Origin of the sequence: Lysinibacillus sp. FSL K6-0057, assembly GCF_038630885.1 — a bacterium.
GTDB lineage: Bacteria > Bacillota > Bacilli > Bacillales_A > Planococcaceae > Lysinibacillus > Lysinibacillus fusiformis_F.
The window spans coordinates 4,274,389-4,294,773 of sequence record NZ_CP152047.1 but is presented as its reverse complement, the minus strand read 5'-3'; the positions used below and the strand labels follow the sequence as shown (position 1 = coordinate 4,294,773).

Here is a 20,385-nt window from a genome sequence, read left to right as displayed (position 1 = left end):
TATTGGTCTGTGTGGAACAGGCTGATACAGTGCTTTTTTCACAAAAGGCATAGTTATTGGGGAGAGGATTAGATGCAACACTTTGCAACAGAAGCAGAGACGATATTTTATAAGAAGCCACAGCCATTTACTAAGTGGGAATCGCCAGATATTTTGTCGTATGCCTTAGGTGCGACTTTGTATATGCCCGCTTCCATGCCTACGATTGTGAGTTTGATCCGGTCACAAAAATATAAGGAACTCACATCACTCGTCATTGATTTGGAGGATGCAGTAGGGGATTCAGAGTTAGTAGATTGTGAAGCTAAGTTGATCGAGGATATTAGTGAATTATATGCACTCTATCAGCAAAAACAGCTATTGCTTCAGGAGCTCCCATTACTTTTTATTCGAGTACGACATGTTGAGCAATTTCAAAAGTTAACGACTGCTTTAGGGAAAAAGCAGGAAATATTAACAGGCTATGTCTTTCCGAAGTTTACTGCAGAACAGGGTGCCCGGTATTTTGAGTTGCTTGAACAAACCATTTTAGAAAATGATTTGATTTTATATGGTATGCCGATTTTAGAGAGTCGTGAGGTACTATATAAGGAATCTCGTATGGAAGCATTATTAGGCATTAAAGAAGTTCTACATCATTACAGAGCCCGTGTATTAAATGTACGAATTGGTGCCACGGATTTCTGTGGTATTTACGGAATTCGTCGCCGTATGGACTCCACCATTTATGATATTAGTGTGATTCGAGATTGTATCGCAGATATTGTCAATGTCTTAGGTCGTGAGGAAGATGGGTTTATTATATCGGGGCCTGTGTGGGAGTATTTTAATAATCAGCGTGTATTAAAGCCCGCATTAAGAGTGACGCCATTTAGTGAGAAAGGTGCTCTCGATGCAAGGAAAGCGTTGTTAGATGATTGTTTAGATGGATTAATGAAAGAAGTTTTAATGGATAAACAAAATGGCATAGTGGGAAAAACAATTATTCATCCGAGCCATATTCGTGTTGTGCATGCTCTCTATGCCATTTCGTATGAGGAATATCTAGATGCCCTAAGTATTATAGAAAATAATGATGGACGTAAAGGTGTTATGAAAAGTCACTATGCCAATAAGATGAATGAAATCAAGCCACATATGAGATGGGCACAGCGAATATTAAAACAGGCTCATGTCTATGGTGTTTATCATGAATCTGTCGATTTTGCCTCACTTTTATTACAGTCTGAAATAGGTGGTAGTGTGTATGCAACAACAAATGAGTAAATTAAGCATTTTACCGAATTATTCAATTGATATTGAAATTACCTACAATCCGCATAATTTTGCGCTAACCGATCTGTTTAGAATGGCAGCTCGGATTAATAAGAAGAGACAATTTTTGTTTGTAAGCACGGTTCTAGGCAAACATTTGGCTGTGCATCCGCAAATCCCCTTACTGACAGGAACTCTTCTAGCTATGCTGTATCAGCAGCAACTTATTGGACAAAAGGAGATGGCTTTGTCAGCTGTCGTAAAAGCTTTAAAAGACGGAGCAAATTTGGATGAAGTACAAAAATCCGTAGAAGGAACCATAGAGTTAACGGAAGAGACATTGTTTATTGGGTTTGCGGAGACGGCTACAGCACTTGGTCATGCAGTATTTAATGCCTTCCATTCGAATGCTATGTATATCCACACAACAAGGGAAGTGCTTCCTGACTTTGAACCGTTTATTACGTTCGAGGAGGAACATTCACATGCGACAAGCCATAGAATTTATACGGAGGAGCCAGAATTTTTACTGCAAGCTAAGCGCATTGTGTTAATAGATGATGAGATTACTACTGGAAATACGGTCATTAATATTATTGAGACATTAAGACAGAAGTTTCCTTTAGTGAAACAATATGCGGTACTATCTATTTTAGATTGGCGTTCTGAACAGCAGCAATCAATCTTTAAGCAATTAGAAGTACAATGGGATATCTCTATCGAATTCATCTCCATTATGTGCGGGAATTTTAGCTGTTCAGGTATTCCAAGCTTAACAAGCACGCAGCCAAATTTACGAACACAGGCTACAGAGGACATGGCACTATGGCCAATTCAAGTGCCTGTTGATCGAAAATTCTATCGATCTGTCGCTGAGAATGGTTTAGTAAATAATCAGCCTTATCTAGTAGCGACAGGGAGGTTTTTGCTCACGTCAAACCAGCATGTTGCACAAAAGAAATCGTTACAAGCTATCGCTAAGCAATTACAAGAGCTAAGAACAAATGGTCCAGCGCTTGTTATTGGCACGGGTGAGTTCATGTATGTTCCTATGCAAATTGCCTCTTATTTAGGAAATAATGTTTATTTTCAATCAACTACTCGAAGTCCAATCTATTGTACAGACGATTTAGGATATACGATTACCGAAAAAATAGCCTTTGAGAGTCCAGAGAATAACGGGGTTACTAATTATTTATATAATCTACAAAGCCTGTCCTACACGGAACTTTTCTTCATTGTGGAACGTATAGCAAGTGAAGAGGTAGTTGCTCGTGTGGTAAAGGCATTACAAGAAGCCACTAATGCAAAAGTATATGTGATTAGTATGGATGAATTGGAGGTAGAGCGATGATATCGACTTTGCAGCCAGATAAAATGGGGAGTTATGCACCAGAGGACGTTATTTTTTTATTGCGTGATATTGGAAGTGCATTTCTTGAAATGGATAATGAAAAACGTGAACAGCTCATTCAATCAGGCATCCATTATTCTGAAATGCTGCCAGTGGAGAAACAACCATCTAATACCTACATGAATCTTTTTTATAAAGCGCTAGATGCTCATGCAGAAAGAATAGCAATCGCCGTTGGAGTGGTAGCAGAACAAATCATTGAGACTAGAGGGTTAGAAAATTTAATTCTTGTGAGTTTAGCTCGTGCAGGTACACCTATTGGCATTTTAATCAAACGGTATATATCCATGCGTTATCGTGTGAATGTCCCTCATTACTCCATTTCTATACTGCGTGGTCGCGGGTTTGATGAAACGGCGATTCGTTATATTTTGACTCAGCACCCTCTAGGATGTCTTCAATTTATTGATGGTTGGACAGGAAAAGGGGCAATTACCAATGAATTAATCCAATCCTGCCAAAAGTTTAATTTACAATATCAAAAACAGTTAAGTGCTGATTTAGCTGTTTTGGCTGATCCGGGACATTGTGCCGCTATTTATGGAACTCGTGAGGATTTTTTAATACCATCTGCTTGTTTAAATTCGACTGTATCTGGATTGGTGAGTAGAACGGTGTTAAATTTGCAGTTTATGGATGCGAACGACTTTCATGGTGCAAAATACTATAAAGAATTAGAGGCCGTAGATGTCTCCAAGCTGTACATAGAACGTATCGTCACATGTTTTGAACAAGTGCAGAATACAATCGTGCAACAAATTCAAGAGGAAGACACCTCTCCGATTACTTGGGAGGGCATGAAGTCCGTGCAAACAATTCAACGAGATTTTGGTATTGATAATATTCATTTCATTAAGCCTGGTGTTGGTGAAACAACAAGAGTTTTGTTGCGAAGGATACCTTGGAAGATTTTAATTAATCCACAGTACATGCATGAATTGAAACATATTTTATTACTAGCGCAGGAAAAAAATGTATTGGTTGAAGAATATTCAAATATGTCCTATGCATGTTGTGGTTTAATCAAAGAATTATAGAGGAGAATATGATGATACTATTTACATCTGACTTAGATCGAACACTTATTTATTCTAAACGCATGATGGAGATGTTTCCGCCCGCTACAGAGACAATGGTCGTTGAACACAAGGCTGAAAAAGCAATGAGTATGATGACACAGGCAACAGCACCCCTATTGCAACAGGTACACCAACAAACATTATTTGTACCTGTTACGACAAGAGCATTGCATCAATATAAGAGAATCCATTTTATTCATGATTTATGCCCTGCTTTTGCAATTACAAGCAATGGGGGTACAATAGTAGAAAAGGGTCAGCCATATGAAAAATGGACGCAAACATTATCTAGACGTATTGAAGATTCTTCGATCCCTCGTAAGGATATGCTAAAGCTATTTGATAGGGTTAAATCTGATACATGGCTACAACGCTCTTTGTATATAGATGATCTTTTTTACGTACATCATGTGGATATTGAAATTTTACCTTCCGATGAATTACAAGCAATGATTCAAGAGTTCGATGTTCATGGTTGGTATGTGCTTCTACAAGGTAAAAAATTATATTTTATGCCTAAGGTACTGACAAAGGAAGCGGCCATAGAATATATAAAAGAGTTCTGTACATATGATGTGCATATCGCAGCAGGTGATTCTATTATGGATTATGGAATGCTTGCAATGGCTGATTTAGCTTATACACCAAATCATGGAGATTTAAAGGATAAACAGCCAAAAGTTTTACAAAATACAACTTACTCGCCTCACAATGGTGAAGCATTTACAAAAGACCTATTGGAAACGGTTTTACAAATGGCTTCACAACAAACGGTCGTATAGATGTTCAAATATTTTTCGTTGTCATTAGGTAGAGGCATTCAATGACAAATGAATGCTTCAGCATAGGCTGAGGATGATTTTTAGGAGGTGCGTTTGTATGCAAACAATCACAATTAAATCAGTGTTGGAGCGTCATCCTGATGATTGGCTACAGGCGTTTCAAGATTCACCAAAGGATCGTGCATTTTATGAAATAACAGAGCAACAAGTGAGCTTTAGTAGAATTGCTGTTCGTGTATTAGGCGTACCAATCGAAGAAGATGATTATTTCAATTCATTATTTACATTGTCACAAAACGCTAACATCCATATTTTAAGTGAGGAATTAAATAAACATATTGAACCAAAAGACTTTCAAGCAATACAAACGATCCTTTCGCAGCATCAACAAACACCACAAGGACTATCTATTAATCGTTTAGTGGCAATGATGTATGGTTATCAATTAATTCCTAAGCATGATGACAGTGTAATGAATCGCCATTTACAGTTAGCAACCATTAAAGTAGTAGAGCTCTTTCAAAAACAGCAATCGTTAGGTTTACTAGCAAATGACTTTCGCCGTTTTTTAATTGATATGGTGAAATGGCTAAAAAACCATTGGATTCTATGGACAAAATCCATGAAACCAACAGATGATTTTCCTAAAGTTGTTTGGTACGGGGAAGCAACTCTTAGTCAGCGCTATTTTTTATTACTATTAATGGAGCTTGGCTGTGATGTATTGATTTTTCATCCAACTAAAATAGATGAATTGGCAGAGATTGATCCTAATGATACATTCTCCATCACTTACGCATATACCAATCAAACAACTTTACAGCCATTCCCTGATAAGTTGCGTGACCGGCAGGCAACGGTCGGATATCGTTCTAGTCAGCATTTTGAACAATTAATGCATGATCAGCAATCAGGTGTCTATAAGCCTTGGCAGTTTAAAGATTTTATGCCGCGTTCCTTAACATTACGGATGACATATGATGATATTTTTATTTATGCAAAAGAGAAAGCTTTGGTTCGACCACAGTTTGAAGTGGTTGGGGATGAGATTGCCATTCCAGTCATATTTGCAAAAATTAGTGGGGTTTCGAGCCAACGTGAAGAATACTGGCATTATATGCATCAGTTATTAGCAAATCCGCAAACTGTTTTTGTCCAGAAATTCCCTTATGCAGCAACGAGCAGAGCCAATTTCCACTTTCACTATAAGCATTGCCTAGTGAATGGAGAGCTGTCAGTAGAGCGTATTATGCAAAGTGATTGGTGGCAATATGGTGAGTTAACATTGGAGCTACAGCGTGCGATTGCCCACACGATAAAAACTTCCTGTGAGCAGCCCATGCTGAAACAACAACCAAATGAGACCTTATATGATTTACAGTTATTTTTATTTAAACAAATGACGATGATTCCACAGGAGATTCTACGATTACTACAAAGCTTTGATTATTCCCAAGAGGTACCGAAGCTGGTATTATACCAAGCACCTCAACAACCAGCTTTATCACGTGAGGATATGGCGTTATTGGCCTTTTTAAATCGATTTGGTATGGACATTGTTTTTTACAATCCGACAGGTCAACTAGATTTAGAAAAGCATTTGCAAGAGGATAGTTATGATGTACACCGATTAGAACATATGCTATTTGACTTGCACTATGAAGAACCAAAGCAGCAAAAAAAAGCACCCGACAAAATCATAAAAAAACTCTTTAATCGTTTTTTCTGATGATAGGAAGGAGGCGACACGAATGTCAAATAACTCGTTGACGCTGGAGCAGCTGACACTAGAAACAGCAGAAGCCGTCAAAGAACAGCTACGGGACCATGCAGAGGTACAGCAAATTGCCAATCAAATCAATATAAAAAATCAGATAGAGCTATTGGCATTGGGAAAAGAGCCAGCAACAAAATTAGCTACATTTGCCGATCAAATTTTAGCAATCATCACCCAGTCAACAACTTTCGAATCAAATGAATTATTTAAGCAACTTGAAGCACTTATGCAGACATTCGACAAACAAGATTTTGCTGAACAAAAGGGCTTTTTTAAAAAGCTATTTGCACGTAAGACTAAAAATGATGGCGATCTATTTACGAAATACAATGGACTGGGTAGAGACATTGAGAAAATCCATTATCAATTTGTGCTGATGGAAGAGGAATTAGCAAAGGATAATCGAGTACTTGCACGCTTATATCAAGAAGACCTAATGTACTACCTTGAACTAGAAAAGTATATCGTAGCAACTGATATGAAACTACATGAGGTCCAAACAACATTGATTCCGATGTATGAAAAACAGAGCGACACAGGTAATCAGCTGGCGAAAATGGAGCTAAATCGTTTGCAAGCAATTGCAGAGTTGCTCCAGCAAAAAATAGATGAGTTAGATAAATCGCGTATGGTGGCGATTATAACAGCCCCTCAAATCGAGATGCTACGAAATGGCAATCGTGAATTAATTGAACAGATTAATGGTGCTTTTGTTAAGACCATACCTGTTTTTAAAATGGGGTTAATAAATGCAGTGAATGACAGGCGTCAACAATTACAAAGTCAATCTGCATCAGCGTTTGAAAACCGTATGAAGCAATTTGGAGGAGCCAGCAATGAAGCAGTGCAACTAAGTACTGCCATGGCTCAACAATCAAGCACAACGCAGACTCTTGAAGAAATGTGGGATACTATTGTTTCAGGTATTGCCAATTATCAGCAATTACGTGATGAGCAAACGGTCAAACGCCAGCAAGCAGAGCAACAGCTGTTAACATTGCGTCATTAGCTTCTATTCCTCTAAGTAGAGCACTACTTGGAGGTTTTTTTTGTATAAAAAAAGCAACAGAGTGATCTTCATTCAATGGGTGTTCAAAAGCCCCCCTGAATCAAGGTAATCTGTTGCCATAAAATGCTAGCTAAATGAATTCTTCTTCAAATTCTACATTGATTTCATGTCCATGATAGCTTTGGTAGGACACGATGAGTGTATCTAGATGTTCTAGGTTTTCCTCATAATCTAAAATACGCGATAAAATATAGAGTAGGTGATAGCTAGAAAACTCCGTATCGCCCTCTTCACGAGCAAAGTTGACTTGTTTAATGAAAATTTCCATTAATTCATTACGTTGGACATAGTCGATGCTTTTGCTCCACTCGGAATGCTCAGGTTTTAATTTCCCTGTATATTTTAACAGCAATTGTTCGTGGTACGTTAGCAAGGAATCAAGTCTCTCCTGAATCATTAAGTGAAATTGTGTAGGGAGCTGAGCTAATTCGTTTTCGTGATTATGCAAACGCTGTAGCAATTCCAAGCTTTTCTTGGAAGTTAAAATCATTTGTCGATAGACTACTAGTTTGCGTGCTTTCACATATTTTTTATTTTTAAAGTAATTACGCTCTTCCTTATATAAATCATACAGCGTATCCACTCGTAACATACGGTTCTTAAACTTACTTAATGCTGTCTTTGTGGATGTATGCTCAGAAGCTTGACGTACAGCCAGTCGTGTCCAACGAATAATATCATCTTGTAAAATATAAATTTTGCGAAATAGTTTTATCTCATATTTTGGTGGTAAGAACACAAGGTTAACAACAAATGCTGCTAATACCCCAACTAATATCGTAACAAAGCGTATCAAACCAAACGTTAAAAAGTCATCCCCTTGAAATTCCATAATAGCTACGACTGATACCAACGCTAGCGAAAGTGATTTTTCAAGTTTAAACTTCAACATTAAACCAATAGCTATTATGACGGCTATACCAATGGCAACAACATGATGGCCAAAAAGTAAGCCGAAAATGACGGCAATTGTCGCACCTATAATATTCGCTTGTACTTGCTCTACAATGGTTTGATAAGAACGATAAATAGAAGGCTGAATAGCAAAAATGGCTGCAATTCCAGCAAAAACAGGTGAAGGCAGTTTTAACAACTCTGCTATAAATAATGCAAATACGATAGCTACACCAGTTTTAAATACACGGGCACCTAATTTCATAAAGATGTCCTTTCTGTCTAATATTTTTTAGCTTCTTTACATTATAGAAGGAAGTGCTCATAAAATACATAGATTTGCACGGATGAATAATAAAAAGGCGACTTCTACTAGCAAGTCGCCTTTTTATTGTCATGATTACAATTGTGAAAACGCAGTATCTACTGCTTTAATTGTTTCCTGAATGTCTGCTTCTGTATGCTCAGTTGTTAAGAACCATGCTTCATATTTAGAAGGAGCTAGATTAATGCCTTGTTCAAGCATAAGTTTAAAGAAGCGTCCGAATATTTCACCGTCAGAGTTTTCAGCTTGCTCATAGTTTTCTACTTTCACGTCTGTAAAGTAAATAGTCAGCGCCCCTTTGAGACGATTTAACGTGATGGTTACGTCATGTTTTTTAGCAGCAGCTAAAATGCCTTCTTCTAAAATTCCACCCAATCTATCCATTTCCTCGTAAATGCCTGGTGTTTGTAGCACTTCTAGGCAGGCAATACCCGCTTGCATAGATGCGGGATTTCCAGCCATCGTACCCGCTTGGTAGGCTGGACCGAGTGGGGCAACAGTATCCATAATCTCTTTACGTCCGCCATATGCACCGATTGGTAAACCACCACCAATAACTTTACCAAGTGCAGTTAAATCAGGTGTGAGGCCAAGTAAATTTTGAGCGCCACCATAGTGGAATCGGAAGGCCGTGATGACTTCATCGTAAATTGTTAAGGCCCCTTTTTCTTTTGCAGTAGCGTGTACTAATTCAAGGAAGCCAGGATGCGGTTCAACAATACCAAAGTTTCCTACAATTGGCTCGATTAAAATAGCTGCAATCTCTTCGCCCCATTTATTCATGGCTTCTGTAAAGGCTTCAGGATTATTAAAAGGTACAGTAATAACTTCTTCAGCAGTCGAAGTTGTCACACCTGCTGAGTCTGGTGTTCCTAATGTTGCTGGACCTGATCCTGCAGCTACTAATACTAAATCGAAGTGACCGTGGTAGCAACCAGCAAATTTCATGATTTTTGTACGCCCTGTATAGGCACGTGCCACACGAATCGTTGTCATAACAGCCTCTGTACCAGAGTTGTTAAAACGTACTTTATCCATTGAAGGAATGGCTTCCTTTAACATTTTTGCGAAAGTAACTTCATATTCAGTCGGCGTCCCAAACAATGTACCATTTTCAGCTGCATGCGTTATTGCTTTTGCAATATGAGGATGGCCATGACCAGTAACGATTGGTCCATATGCTGCTAGATAGTCGATATAACGATTGCCGTCTACATCCCAAAAATAAGCGCCTTTTCCTCGAGCCATAGCTACAGGAGAACCGCCACCTACTGCTTTATATGAACGAGAAGGGCTGTTTACACCACCAACAATATGCTGTAATGCCTCTGCATGTATTGCTTCAGATTTTGCATGATTCATAGAATTGCCTCCTAACTTTTTATACGTAATCTATTGTAGACCTATCGCTGTAAGAAATCCAAAGAAATTAAGAGATATGACTTGATTTGTTACTTAGAGTAAAATAGAACCTACAGAGGAGGAGATTGTATGACTTTACTAGAAGGACAAAAGGCGCCGGATTTTTCTCTAATGAATGAAAAGGGCGAGATGGTGCATTTAGCTGATTTTAAAGGAAAGAATGTTATTTTATACTTTTATCCAAAGGATATGACACCAGGCTGCACGACAGAGGCATGTGATTTTCGCGATAAATTTGAGGACTTCAGTCATTTAAATGCTGTTGTTCTTGGTGTTAGCCCAGATAATGCAAACAAACATACAAAATTTATTGATAAGCATGGTTTACCATTTTCATTATTAGTTGATGAGGATCATGCAATTGCTGAAGCATATGATGTATGGGTTTTAAAGAAAATGTATGGACGTGAATATATGGGCATAGAGCGTTCAACGTTTTTAATTGATACGGAGGGTAAGCTTGTAAAAGCTTGGCGTAAAGTTCGAGTAAAAAATCATATTGAAGAAGTTTACACATATTTAGCAGAACAGGAGGCAGCACAATGAGAATCTATTTTACATTTGAACCTAGACCAGATTTACGAGAGCCATTATTAGCAGAATTTCCACAGGTTGAATTTATCTTCGAAAAGGGCTTATCAAATGAAGAGCTTCAACAAGCGGATGTATTAGTTACATATGGTGAAGATTTAACAGAAGAAAGTATACAATATGCGACAAAGTTAAAATGGATTTTCGTTGCATCGGCGGGTATAGAAAAAATGCCAGCTCAGGCTATTATCGAACGTGGGATTCTAGTCTCAAATGTTCGTGGCATTCATAAAACACCTATGGCTGAGTCGATGCTCGCCCATATTTTAGCGATTAAACGAGCTTTGCCTTGGGTGTATGAGCAGCAAAAGAAAGGTGAATGGTCGAAAAAAGCGCAGCAAACGGAATTACGAGATAGTACGGCACTTATTTTGGGACCAGGTGCCATTGGTTCGGAAGTTGGGCGTTTATTGCAAGCTTTTGGCGTGAAGACGATTGGCTGTAACCGCTCTGGAAAAGAAGCGGCTTATATGGATACGATGATTAGCTTTGCCCATTTAAAAGAAGCGCTACCTAATGCGGATATTGTTATTTCTGTGCTACCAAAAACAAAAGAAACGACCCATTTATTAAAAGAAGCGCATTTTGCTGCAATGAAAAATAGTGCGATTTTCATGAATTTTGGTCGAGGTAATTTAGTTGATGAAAAGGTGCTCATTCAAGCGATTGAAACAAAGCAAATAGGACACGCAGTTTTAGATGTATTTGAAGAGGAACCTCTGTCATCTGACAATCCATTATGGACATTACCAAATGTCATAGTATCACCTCATGTATCAAGTCATTCTTCTCGTTATGTTGAGCGCAGCTTAGAAATTTTCAAGCCAAGCCTAATAAAATGGCTAAAGGGTGACACTGATTTAGAAAATGTTATGGATTTATCAAGAGGATATTAAGGAATAACCATTGATTTATTGAGAATAAGCAATGTGTGATTGTTGACGAAGTAGTACGAATTGGATACACTATTTATAACAATTATAAATTAATAATACTTATGGAAGAGGTGCATGACGATGTCTGCAACGCATTTACAAGATGCACTGGACACGTTGAAAACAACTGGTGTACGTATTACTCCTCAGCGTCATGCTATTTTGGAATATCTAATTCAATCAATGGCACATCCTACTGCCGATGAAATTTATAAAGCACTTGAGGGCAAGTTCCCTAATATGAGTGTAGCGACTGTTTATAACAACCTGCGTGTATTTCGTGAAGTAGGTCTTGTGAAAGAGCTAACTTACGGGGATGCTTCAAGTCGCTTTGATTTCGTGACAAACGATCATTACCATATGATTTGTGAATGCTGTGGTAAGATCGTCGATTTCCATTATCCTGGACTCGACGAAATAGAGCATTTTGCATCACAGGTAACAGGCTTTGATGTGCATTCGCATCGTTTAGAGATATACGGCACTTGTCCATCATGTAAAGCAGCTACTGCAAAAGTACAATAAAAATCCTAGCTCTTAAAAAAGGGCTAGGATTTTTTTGTTTTACTATTATAGGATTGATCAAACTCTTTACCTTCTAGAGTAGGATCAAGTGTTAATGGCTCATTGCAGTACATGCACATATCTACTCGGCCTAAAACCTTTGTATGTTTATGGCAATTAGGACACTCAACTTGAACAGCTCTTGTTGATAGTAATCCGATCCAAGCATATACAACTGTACTACCGATAATACAAAGAACACCTAAAGACATGAAAATTAAAACTAATATCGGGCTATTTTTAAAGAAAATGCCTCCGTACATGACAATAAAACCAAAAAAGATTAGTGCTAATGCGAATGAACGTATTTTATTAATTTTACTTTTATAAGGTTTCATATTTCATCTTGCCTCCCAATCTAAAATCTACTATAACATATAAGGGCAAAGTATTTTAGCTTTGAACTGAATGAAAGAAGGAATACTTTTAGAGTATGTCGAATTTTTAACGGAACAAAAGAACCTATATGAATAAAGGGGGGCTGAACATGGAGCAAGTACTGCGTCCAATATATCAAGAACGTGCGAGTCAGTCGAATACATTAGGCGTAATTTTAGTGGAAAAGCGTGAAGAACAAAGTAACGTTACAGATACATTTGATACAGTTTTACTCATTATTGTAAAAGAAGCAGAGCAACCAGTCTTTTCAAAACATTACTTATATGAAGGAAATAAAATCGCTCTACATACTGTTACGGAGAAATTAATTCGAAAATGGTTACTCATCGGTTCAAATAGGAAGGTCGTCGATTGGATATTCTTCGGTAGAGTACTATTTGATCGGAATGAATTTCTGCATAAATTAAAAATAGAATTGCAGGAATTTCCGTATAGCGGCCGTAAAATTAAAACAGGTATTCAATTTTCAAAGTTAATTCGGCGCTATTTGGAAGGGAAAGAATACTTCGATAAAGGAAGTTACTTAGATGCTTATAATCACGTTGTTGATTCTCTACATCATCTAGGCCGTTTATCTATTATCGATAGTGGCCTGTATCCTGAAGTAACTGTTTGGGCACAAGTGAAAAAAATTGAGCCGGCTATCTATAAGCTGTATGAAGAGCTAGTGACAAGTAATGAACCAATAGAAAAGCGCTTAGAATTGTTGTTTTTAGCAAGTGAGTTTTTAATTCACTCTCGTACACGAGATGGAGCACAGCATATATTAGAAGTTATGCAAACAAAAGAAATGTGGACCATTCAAGAACTGCATGACCATCATGAGCTCGTAAATTACTCAGTAGATCTAGAAGTGTTTGTTGAGTATTTAGTGGATAAAGGCTATATTCAAATAGAACCAATTGCTGCGAAAAATGATAGAATATTTCACCGTCATTACAAGGTAAATAAAGATGCTCTAGAAATGGGGTAATGACTGTAGTATGCTTGTAATCGAGGTATTTAAAAATACCTCGATATTTTTTGTGTGCTTTGAAAACCCCCTGCTATGCAGGGGGTTCCGGAAAGCTTTTAGCTATGGACAATAAAAAAACTCCAAACGTACAATAAAGTCAGGTCTAGTCAACCGACTTCGTACGAAAGGAGCCACCATAAATGGATAATAAAAGTTTAGCACATACAACGTGGAATTGTAAGTATCATATCGTCTTTGCGCCAAAGTATAGAAGGCAGATTATTTATGGTCAAATTAAAGCAGATGTTGGAAGAATATTGCGCCAATTATGTGAAAGAAAAGATGTAGAAATCATAGAGGCAACAGCCTGTCCTGACCATATTCATATGTTGGTAAGTATTCCTCCGAAATTGAGTGTATCTGCGTTCATGGGTTATTTAAAAGGGAAGAGTAGTCTAATGATTTTCGACCGACATGCAAATTTAAAGTATAAATACGGTAATCGTCAATTCTGGTGTCGAGGATACTATGTGGATACAGTCGGCCGAAATAAGAAAAAGATACAGGAGTATATAAAAAATCAATTACAAGAAGATATCCTGCAAGATCAAATGACGATGAAAGAATTCATTGACCCATTCACAGGAGAAGAAATCAAGAGAAAGAAAAAATAAGTAAGCCGCTTTAGCGGTTTGTGTGAAAACGGAGTGCGGTTGACGGACCATTCAGAATGTCTTTAGACATGGGCCAGTACCCCAGCGTTTCACGCGCAGAGCAAACCACCAGTTATACTGGTGGTTCTGATTTTAGAAAAGTAGTTGACGGATGGTATTTTAGTATTGTATTATATTAATTGTCGCTAAGACATAACGAACAACTCAGAAAGAAACACAAAAAACTTTTTAAAAAAGTTGTTGACATGTTTTGAATGAGATGTTAATATAAAGGAGTCGCTGAAAAAAACGACTTAAACAATGAACCTTGAAAACTGAACAAGCAAAACGTAATCAATAAAGTTTTAAGTAGCTAGCTTCGGTTAGTGAACGAAACAAAAATTTTGGACATCAAAATTGATGCCAGCAAAACAATTTGAGCTAATCAAATTTCTTTTATGGAGAGTTTGATCCTGGCTCAGGACGAACGCTGGCGGCGTGCCTAATACATGCAAGTCGAGCGAACAGAGAAGGAGCTTGCTCCTTCGACGTTAGCGGCGGACGGGTGAGTAACACGTGGGCAACCTACCCTATAGTTTGGGATAACTCCGGGAAACCGGGGCTAATACCGAATAATTTGTTTCACCTCATGGTGAAACACTGAAAGACGGTTTCGGCTGTCGCTATAGGATGGGCCCGCGGCGCATTAGCTAGTTGGTGAGGTAACGGCTCACCAAGGCGACGATGCGTAGCCGACCTGAGAGGGTGATCGGCCACACTGGGACTGAGACACGGCCCAGACTCCTACGGGAGGCAGCAGTAGGGAATCTTCCACAATGGGCGAAAGCCTGATGGAGCAACGCCGCGTGAGTGAAGAAGGATTTCGGTTCGTAAAACTCTGTTGTAAGGGAAGAACAAGTACAGTAGTAACTGGCTGTACCTTGACGGTACCTTATTAGAAAGCCACGGCTAACTACGTGCCAGCAGCCGCGGTAATACGTAGGTGGCAAGCGTTGTCCGGAATTATTGGGCGTAAAGCGCGCGCAGGTGGTTTCTTAAGTCTGATGTGAAAGCCCACGGCTCAACCGTGGAGGGTCATTGGAAACTGGGAGACTTGAGTGCAGAAGAGGATAGTGGAATTCCAAGTGTAGCGGTGAAATGCGTAGAGATTTGGAGGAACACCAGTGGCGAAGGCGACTATCTGGTCTGTAACTGACACTGAGGCGCGAAAGCGTGGGGAGCAAACAGGATTAGATACCCTGGTAGTCCACGCCGTAAACGATGAGTGCTAAGTGTTAGGGGGTTTCCGCCCCTTAGTGCTGCAGCTAACGCATTAAGCACTCCGCCTGGGGAGTACGGTCGCAAGACTGAAACTCAAAGGAATTGACGGGGGCCCGCACAAGCGGTGGAGCATGTGGTTTAATTCGAAGCAACGCGAAGAACCTTACCAGGTCTTGACATCCCGTTGACCACTGTAGAGATATAGTTTCCCCTTCGGGGGCAACGGTGACAGGTGGTGCATGGTTGTCGTCAGCTCGTGTCGTGAGATGTTGGGTTAAGTCCCGCAACGAGCGCAACCCTTGATCTTAGTTGCCATCATTTAGTTGGGCACTCTAAGGTGACTGCCGGTGACAAACCGGAGGAAGGTGGGGATGACGTCAAATCATCATGCCCCTTATGACCTGGGCTACACACGTGCTACAATGGACGATACAAACGGTTGCCAACTCGCGAGAGGGAGCTAATCCGATAAAGTCGTTCTCAGTTCGGATTGTAGGCTGCAACTCGCCTACATGAAGCCGGAATCGCTAGTAATCGCGGATCAGCATGCCGCGGTGAATACGTTCCCGGGCCTTGTACACACCGCCCGTCACACCACGAGAGTTTGTAACACCCGAAGTCGGTGAGGTAACCTTTTGGAGCCAGCCGCCGAAGGTGGGATAGATGATTGGGGTGAAGTCGTAACAAGGTAGCCGTATCGGAAGGTGCGGCTGGATCACCTCCTTTCTAAGGATTATTTCGGAATACAAACCTTGGGTTTGTAAGATTACGTTTTGCGTTCAGTTTTGAAGGTTCATTCTTCTGAATGAAATGCTTCAAAACTTGTTCTTTGAAAACTGGATAAAACGACATTGAAATTGTAACAAACACATTTATTTTTTAAGTTTTTTATAGGCTTAATAACTTGGTTAAGTTATTAAGGGCGCACGGCGAATGCCTTGGCACTAGGAGCCGAAGAAGGACGGCACTAACACCGATATGCTTCGGGGAGCTGTAAGTGAGCTTTGATCCGGAGATTTCCGAATGGGGGAACCCACTACGTTTAATCGCGTAGTATCTTGACGTGAATACATAGCGTCTTGAAGGCAGACCCAGGGAACTGAAACATCTAAGTACCTGGAGGAAGAGAAAGAAAAATCGATTCCCTGAGTAGCGGCGAGCGAAACGGGAAGAGCCCAAACCAAGAGGCTTGCCTCTTGGGGTTGTAGGACACTCAATACGGAGTTACAAAAGAGCGAGTTAGATGAAGCGACTTGGAAAGGTCCGCCAGAGCAGGTAAAAGCCCTGTAGTCGAAAGTTCGTTCTCTCCTGAGTGGATCCTGAGTACGGCGGAACACGTGAAATTCCGTCGGAATCCGGGAGGACCATCTCCCAAGGCTAAATACTACCTAGTGACCGATAGTGAACCAGTACCGTGAGGGAAAGGTGAAAAGCACCCCGGAAGGGGAGTGAAAGAGATCCTGAAACCGTGTGCCTACAAGTAGTTAGAGCCCGTTAATGGGTGATAGCGTGCCTTTTGTAGAATGAACCGGCGAGTTACGATTACGTGCGAGGTTAAGCTTTAGAAGGCGGAGCCGCAGCGAAAGCGAGTCTGAATAGGGCGAAATAGTACGTGGTCGTAGACCCGAAACCAGGTGATCTACCCATGTCCAGGGTGAAGGTGAGGTAACACTTACTGGAGGCCCGAACCCACGCACGTTGAAAAGTGCGGGGATGAGGTGTGGGTAGCGGAGAAATTCCAATCGAACTTGGAGATAGCTGGTTCTCTCCGAAATAGCTTTAGGGCTAGCCTCGTGATGAGAATACTGGAGGTAGAGCACTGTTTGGACTAGGGGGCCATCCCGGTTTACCGAATTCAGACAAACTCCGAATGCCAGATATTTATACACGGGAGTCAGACTGCGAGTGATAAGATCCGTAGTCAAAAGGGAAACAGCCCAGACCACCAGCTAAGGTCCCAAAGTAATCGTTAAGTGGAAAAGGATGTGGCGTTGCACAGACAACCAGGATGTTGGCTTAGAAGCAGCCATCATTTAAAGAGTGCGTAATAGCTCACTGGTCGAGTGACGCTGCGCCGAAAATGTATCGGGGCTAAACGATTCACCGAAGCTGTGGATTGACATCTACGATGTCAGTGGTAGGAGAGCGTTCTAAGTGCGTTGAAGTCAGACCGGAAGGACTGGTGGAGCGCTTAGAAGTGAGAATGCCGGTATGAGTAGCGAAAGACGGGTGAGAATCCCGTCCACCGTATGACTAAGGTTTCCTGAGGAAGGCTCGTCCGCTCAGGGTTAGTCGGGACCTAAGCCGAGGCCGATAGGCGTAGGCGATGGACAACAGGTTGATATTCCTGTACCACCTCCTCACCGTTTGAGAAATGGGGGGACGCAGTAGGATAGGGTAAGCGCGCTGTTGGATATGCGCGTCCAAGCAGTAAGGCGTGTGTGTAGGCAAATCCGCACACTGTAACGTTGAGCTGTGATGGCGAGTCCGTATGGACGAAGTTCCTGATTTCACACTGCCAAGAAAAGCCTCTATCGAGGTGAGAGGTGCCCGTACCGCAAACCGACACAGGTAGTCGAGGAGAGAATCCTAAGGTGTGCGAGAGAACTCTCGTTAAGGAACTCGGCAAAATGACCCCGTAACTTCGGGAGAAGGGGTGCTCTTGAGCGTGCAAGCGCATGAGAGCCGCAGTGAATAGGCCCAGGCGACTGTTTAGCAAAAACACAGGTCTCTGCAAAACCGTAAGGTGACGTATAGGGGCTGACGCCTGCCCGGTGCTGGAAGGTTAAGAGGAGTGGTTAGCGCAAGCGAAGCTGCGAATTGAAGCCCCAGTAAACGGCGGCCGTAACTATAACGGTCCTAAGGTAGCGAAATTCCTTGTCGGGTAAGTTCCGACCCGCACGAAAGGCGTAACGATCTGGGCACTGTCTCAACGAGAGACTCGGTGAAATTATAGTACCTGTGAAGATGCAGGTTACCCGCGACAGGACGGAAAGACCCCGTGGAGCTTTACTGTAGCCTGATATTGAATTTTGGTACAACTTGTACAGGATAGGTAGGAGCCAGAGATCTCGGAGCGCCAGCTTCGAAGGAGGCGTCGGTGGGATACTACCCTGGTTGTATTGAAATTCTAACCCATGCCCCTTAGCGGGGCAGGAGACAGTGTCAGGCGGACAGTTTGACTGGGGCGGTCGCCTCCTAAAAGGTAACGGAGGCGCCCAAAGGTTCCCTCAGAATGGTTGGAAATCATTCGTAGAGTGTAAAGGCACAAGGGAGCTTGACTGCGAGACCTACAAGTCGAGCAGGGTCGAAAGACGGGCTTAGTGATCCGGTGGTTCCGCATGGAAGGGCCATCGCTCAACGGATAAAAGCTACCCCGGGGATAACAGGCTTATCTCCCCCAAGAGTCCACATCGACGGGGAGGTTTGGCACCTCGATGTCGGCTCATCGCATCCTGGGGCTGTAGTCGGTCCCAAGGGTTGGGCTGTTCGCCCATTAAAGCGGTACGCGAGCTGGGTTCAGAACGTCGTGAGACAGTTCGGTCCCTATCCGTCGTGGGCGTAGGAAATTTGAGAGGAGCTGTCCTTAGTACGAGAGGACCGGGATGGACACACCGCTGGTGTACCAGTTGTCTTGCCAAAGGCATCGCTGGGTAGCTATGTGTGGACGGGATAAGTGCTGAAAGCATCTAAGCATGAAGCCCCCCTCAAGATGAGATTTCCCATTACGCAAGTAAGTAAGATCCCTCAAAGACGATGAGGTAGATAGGTTCGAGGTGGAAGTGTGGTGACACATGGAGCTGACGAATACTAATCGATCGAGGACTTAACCAAAACGTTTGAAACATTCAATGCACGTTTATCCAGTTTTGAAAGAATAAAATATTATAATATACTTGTAATTTTTATAAGATATGTTATAATAAGTATTGTCTTTCAAATAGTCTAGTGATGATGGCAAAGAGGTCACACCCGTTCCCATACCGAACACGGAAGTTAAGCTCTTTAGCGCCGATGGTAGTTGGGGGCTTCCCCCTGTGAGAGTAGGACGTCGCTAGGCTATATACTAAAATTATTCCGAAGTAGCTCAGTTGGTAGTAGCACCTGACTGTTAATCAGGTTGTCGCAGGTTCGAGTCCTGCCTTCGGAGCCATTCTTGGAGAGTTGTCCGAGTGGCCGAAGGAGCACGATTGGAAATCGTGTAGGCGGTTAACACTGTCTCAAGGGTTCAAATCCCTTACTCTCCGCCAGCACTTTGATTTGTTCCAATAGTTGGCCCCTTGGTCAAGTGGTTAAGACACCGCCCTTTCACGGCGGTAACACGGGTTCGAATCCCGTAGGGGTCACCATTTAAATACCCAGATGGAGGATTAGCTCAGCTGGGAGAGCATCTGCCTTACAAGCAGAGGGTCGGCGGTTCGAGCCCGTCATCCTCCACCATTATTTTTTACAATAGTATATATCATTATCGCGGGGTGGAGCAGTGGTAGCTCGTCGGGCTCATAACCCGAAGGTCGTTGGTTCAAATCCGGCCCCCGCAACCAAATGGTCCCGTGGTGTAGCGGTTAACATGCCTGCCTGTCACGCAGGAGATCGCCGGTTCGATCCCGGTCGGGACCGCCATTTATTTTAATAACATGGGTCAGTAGCTCAGTTGGTAGAGCATTAGATTGAAGCTCTAAGTGTCGGCGGTTCGATTCCGTCCTGACCCATCATGTTTTTTTGCCGGTGTAGCTCAGTTGGTAGAGCAACTGACTTGTAATCAGTAGGTCGTGGGTTCGACTCCTATCGCCGGCACCATGTATTCCCGGAGGGGTAGCGAAGTGGCTAAACGCGGCGGACTGTAAATCCGCTCCTTAGGGTTCGGCGGTTCGAATCCGTCCCCCTCCACCAGTTTTAATCTAATAGGGGCATAGTTTAACGGTAGAATAGAGGTCTCCAAAACCTTTGATGTGGGTTCGATTCCTACTGCCCCTGCCAATTTAATTTTA

At 41.6% G+C, this 20,385-nt stretch carries 14 protein-coding genes, 10 tRNA genes and 3 rRNA genes; 24 read left to right on the top strand and 3 right to left on the bottom strand.

All coding sequences use genetic code 11. The annotated features are described in order from the left end of the window. Positions 1–72 precede the first annotated feature (72 nt). The 6 genes from MHB40_RS21510 to MHB40_RS21485 all read left to right on the top strand — a co-directional run bounded on the left by MHB40_RS21510 (position 73) and on the right by MHB40_RS21485 (position 7,315). Complete coding sequence (locus MHB40_RS21510; protein WP_342441608.1) at positions 73–1,266, top strand: HpcH/HpaI aldolase/citrate lyase family protein; 1,194 nt, start codon at positions 73–75, stop codon at positions 1,264–1,266. Then, the gene (locus MHB40_RS21505) at positions 1,247–2,608 is read left to right on the top strand and encodes a phosphoribosyltransferase family protein (RefSeq protein WP_342441607.1); all 1,362 of its coding nucleotides are present in this window, start codon (positions 1,247–1,249) and stop codon (positions 2,606–2,608) included. Before MHB40_RS21510 ends, MHB40_RS21505 begins: the two co-directional genes overlap by 20 nt. Then, the gene (locus MHB40_RS21500) at positions 2,605–3,705 is read left to right on the top strand and encodes a cysteine protease StiP family protein (RefSeq protein WP_342441606.1); all 1,101 of its coding nucleotides are present in this window, start codon (positions 2,605–2,607) and stop codon (positions 3,703–3,705) included. Before MHB40_RS21505 ends, MHB40_RS21500 begins: the two co-directional genes overlap by 4 nt. 8 nt (positions 3,706–3,713) lie before the next feature. Further along, entirely contained in the window at positions 3,714–4,529 is an 816-nt protein-coding gene (locus MHB40_RS21495; RefSeq protein WP_342441605.1) for an HAD family hydrolase, read from the top strand. A 97-nt stretch (positions 4,530–4,626) separates the two neighbouring features. After that, positions 4,627–6,258 (top strand): YceG family protein, encoded by a 1,632-nt coding sequence (locus MHB40_RS21490; protein WP_342441604.1) that lies wholly within the window; start codon positions 4,627–4,629, stop codon positions 6,256–6,258. A gap of 22 nt (positions 6,259–6,280) precedes the next feature. Further along, positions 6,281–7,315: a toxic anion resistance protein gene (locus tag MHB40_RS21485; RefSeq protein WP_342441603.1), complete on the top strand. Its 1,035-nt coding sequence runs from the start codon at positions 6,281–6,283 to the stop codon at positions 7,313–7,315. Between the two features lie 130 nt (positions 7,316–7,445). Here the strand turns inward: MHB40_RS21485 and MHB40_RS21480 are convergent, their stop codons facing one another. Next, the gene (locus MHB40_RS21480; RefSeq protein ID WP_205445590.1) at positions 7,446–8,534 is read right to left on the bottom strand and encodes an aromatic acid exporter family protein; all 1,089 of its coding nucleotides are present in this window, start codon (positions 8,532–8,534) and stop codon (positions 7,446–7,448) included. 135 nt (positions 8,535–8,669) lie between these two features. Continuing rightward, on the bottom strand, positions 8,670–9,956 hold the full coding sequence (locus MHB40_RS21475; protein WP_205445588.1) for a glutamate-1-semialdehyde 2,1-aminomutase: 1,287 nt from the start codon (positions 9,954–9,956) through the stop codon (positions 8,670–8,672). Positions 9,957–10,085: 129 nt separating this feature from the next. Here MHB40_RS21475 and bcp point away from each other — a divergent pair, with 129 nt between their 5' ends. The 3 genes from bcp to perR all read left to right on the top strand — a co-directional run bounded on the left by bcp (position 10,086) and on the right by perR (position 12,067). Further along, positions 10,086–10,562, top strand: a complete 477-nt coding sequence (bcp, locus tag MHB40_RS21470) for a thioredoxin-dependent thiol peroxidase (protein ID WP_205445586.1) — start codon at positions 10,086–10,088, stop codon at positions 10,560–10,562. Further along, positions 10,559–11,503: a D-2-hydroxyacid dehydrogenase gene (locus MHB40_RS21465; RefSeq protein WP_205445584.1), complete on the top strand. Its 945-nt coding sequence runs from the start codon at positions 10,559–10,561 to the stop codon at positions 11,501–11,503. The genes bcp and MHB40_RS21465 overlap by 4 nt, the downstream gene beginning before the upstream one ends. Positions 11,504–11,623: 120 nt before the next feature. Further along, positions 11,624–12,067, top strand: coding sequence for a Fur family transcriptional regulator (gene perR / locus MHB40_RS21460; RefSeq protein WP_205445582.1), 444 nt, complete (start codon positions 11,624–11,626; stop codon positions 12,065–12,067). A gap of 23 nt (positions 12,068–12,090) precedes the next feature. Here the strand turns inward: perR and MHB40_RS21455 are convergent, their stop codons facing one another. Continuing rightward, complete coding sequence (locus MHB40_RS21455) at positions 12,091–12,444, bottom strand: YgzB family protein (protein ID WP_205445581.1); 354 nt, start codon at positions 12,442–12,444, stop codon at positions 12,091–12,093. A 149-nt stretch (positions 12,445–12,593) separates the two neighbouring features. Here MHB40_RS21455 and MHB40_RS21450 point away from each other — a divergent pair, with 149 nt between their 5' ends. The 15 genes from MHB40_RS21450 to MHB40_RS21380 all read left to right on the top strand — a co-directional run bounded on the left by MHB40_RS21450 (position 12,594) and on the right by MHB40_RS21380 (position 20,374). Continuing rightward, positions 12,594–13,478 carry a nucleotidyltransferase-like protein gene (locus tag MHB40_RS21450; RefSeq protein ID WP_205445579.1) on the top strand — a complete coding sequence of 295 codons (885 nt, stop codon included), beginning with the start codon at positions 12,594–12,596 and terminating at the stop codon, positions 13,476–13,478. A gap of 182 nt (positions 13,479–13,660) precedes the next feature. Next, positions 13,661–14,134 carry an IS200/IS605 family transposase gene (gene tnpA / locus MHB40_RS21445; RefSeq protein WP_036129052.1) on the top strand — a complete coding sequence of 158 codons (474 nt, stop codon included), beginning with the start codon at positions 13,661–13,663 and terminating at the stop codon, positions 14,132–14,134. 434 nt (positions 14,135–14,568) lie between these two features. After that, positions 14,569–16,120: ribosomal RNA gene (locus MHB40_RS21440) — 16S ribosomal RNA — on the top strand. A 180-nt stretch (positions 16,121–16,300) separates the two neighbouring features. Continuing rightward, positions 16,301–19,228, top strand: a 23S ribosomal RNA gene (locus MHB40_RS21435). Between the two features lie 110 nt (positions 19,229–19,338). After that, a 5S ribosomal RNA gene (rrf, locus tag MHB40_RS21430) occupies positions 19,339–19,454 on the top strand. The 16S, 23S and 5S rRNA genes sit together here with 10 tRNA genes alongside, the layout of an rRNA operon. Positions 19,455–19,470: 16 nt before the next feature. Then, positions 19,471–19,547: transfer RNA gene (locus MHB40_RS21425), tRNA-Asn, on the top strand. A 5-nt stretch (positions 19,548–19,552) separates the two neighbouring features. Further along, a tRNA-Ser gene (locus MHB40_RS21420) sits at positions 19,553–19,644 on the top strand. Between the two features lie 24 nt (positions 19,645–19,668). Beyond that, a tRNA-Glu gene (locus MHB40_RS21415) sits at positions 19,669–19,743 on the top strand. Positions 19,744–19,758: 15 nt separating this feature from the next. After that, positions 19,759–19,834 (top strand) — tRNA-Val (locus MHB40_RS21410). A gap of 29 nt (positions 19,835–19,863) precedes the next feature. Then, positions 19,864–19,938, top strand: a tRNA-Met gene (locus MHB40_RS21405). A gap of 3 nt (positions 19,939–19,941) precedes the next feature. Next, positions 19,942–20,017, top strand: a tRNA-Asp gene (locus MHB40_RS21400). 16 nt (positions 20,018–20,033) lie between these two features. Next, a tRNA-Phe gene (locus MHB40_RS21395) sits at positions 20,034–20,106 on the top strand. A gap of 12 nt (positions 20,107–20,118) precedes the next feature. Next, a tRNA-Thr gene (locus MHB40_RS21390) sits at positions 20,119–20,194 on the top strand. Positions 20,195–20,203: 9 nt separating this feature from the next. After that, positions 20,204–20,287 (top strand) — tRNA-Tyr (locus MHB40_RS21385). Positions 20,288–20,300: 13 nt separating this feature from the next. After that, positions 20,301–20,374: transfer RNA gene (locus MHB40_RS21380), tRNA-Trp, on the top strand. The last annotated feature ends 11 nt before the right edge of the window (positions 20,375–20,385 follow it).

Coding starts and splice junctions, on each gene's coding strand:
- MHB40_RS21465 (WP_205445584.1), top strand. CDS start 10,559: ATGAGAATCTATTTTACATTTGAACCTAGACCAGATTTACGAGAGCCA.
- MHB40_RS21490 (WP_342441604.1), top strand. CDS start 4,627: ATGCAAACAATCACAATTAAATCAGTGTTGGAGCGTCATCCTGATGAT.
- MHB40_RS21480 (WP_205445590.1), bottom strand. CDS start 8,534: ATGAAATTAGGTGCCCGTGTATTTAAAACTGGTGTAGCTATCGTATTT.
- MHB40_RS21475 (WP_205445588.1), bottom strand. CDS start 9,956: ATGAATCATGCAAAATCTGAAGCAATACATGCAGAGGCATTACAGCAT.
- MHB40_RS21505 (WP_342441607.1), top strand. CDS start 1,247: ATGCAACAACAAATGAGTAAATTAAGCATTTTACCGAATTATTCAATT.
- MHB40_RS21455 (WP_205445581.1), bottom strand. CDS start 12,444: ATGAAACCTTATAAAAGTAAAATTAATAAAATACGTTCATTCGCATTA.
- MHB40_RS21450 (WP_205445579.1), top strand. CDS start 12,594: ATGGAGCAAGTACTGCGTCCAATATATCAAGAACGTGCGAGTCAGTCG.
- MHB40_RS21510 (WP_342441608.1), top strand. CDS start 73: ATGCAACACTTTGCAACAGAAGCAGAGACGATATTTTATAAGAAGCCA.
- bcp (WP_205445586.1), top strand. CDS start 10,086: ATGACTTTACTAGAAGGACAAAAGGCGCCGGATTTTTCTCTAATGAAT.
- perR (WP_205445582.1), top strand. CDS start 11,624: ATGTCTGCAACGCATTTACAAGATGCACTGGACACGTTGAAAACAACT.
- MHB40_RS21485 (WP_342441603.1), top strand. CDS start 6,281: ATGTCAAATAACTCGTTGACGCTGGAGCAGCTGACACTAGAAACAGCA.
- tnpA (WP_036129052.1), top strand. CDS start 13,661: ATGGATAATAAAAGTTTAGCACATACAACGTGGAATTGTAAGTATCAT.
- MHB40_RS21500 (WP_342441606.1), top strand. CDS start 2,605: ATGATATCGACTTTGCAGCCAGATAAAATGGGGAGTTATGCACCAGAG.
- MHB40_RS21495 (WP_342441605.1), top strand. CDS start 3,714: ATGATGATACTATTTACATCTGACTTAGATCGAACACTTATTTATTCT.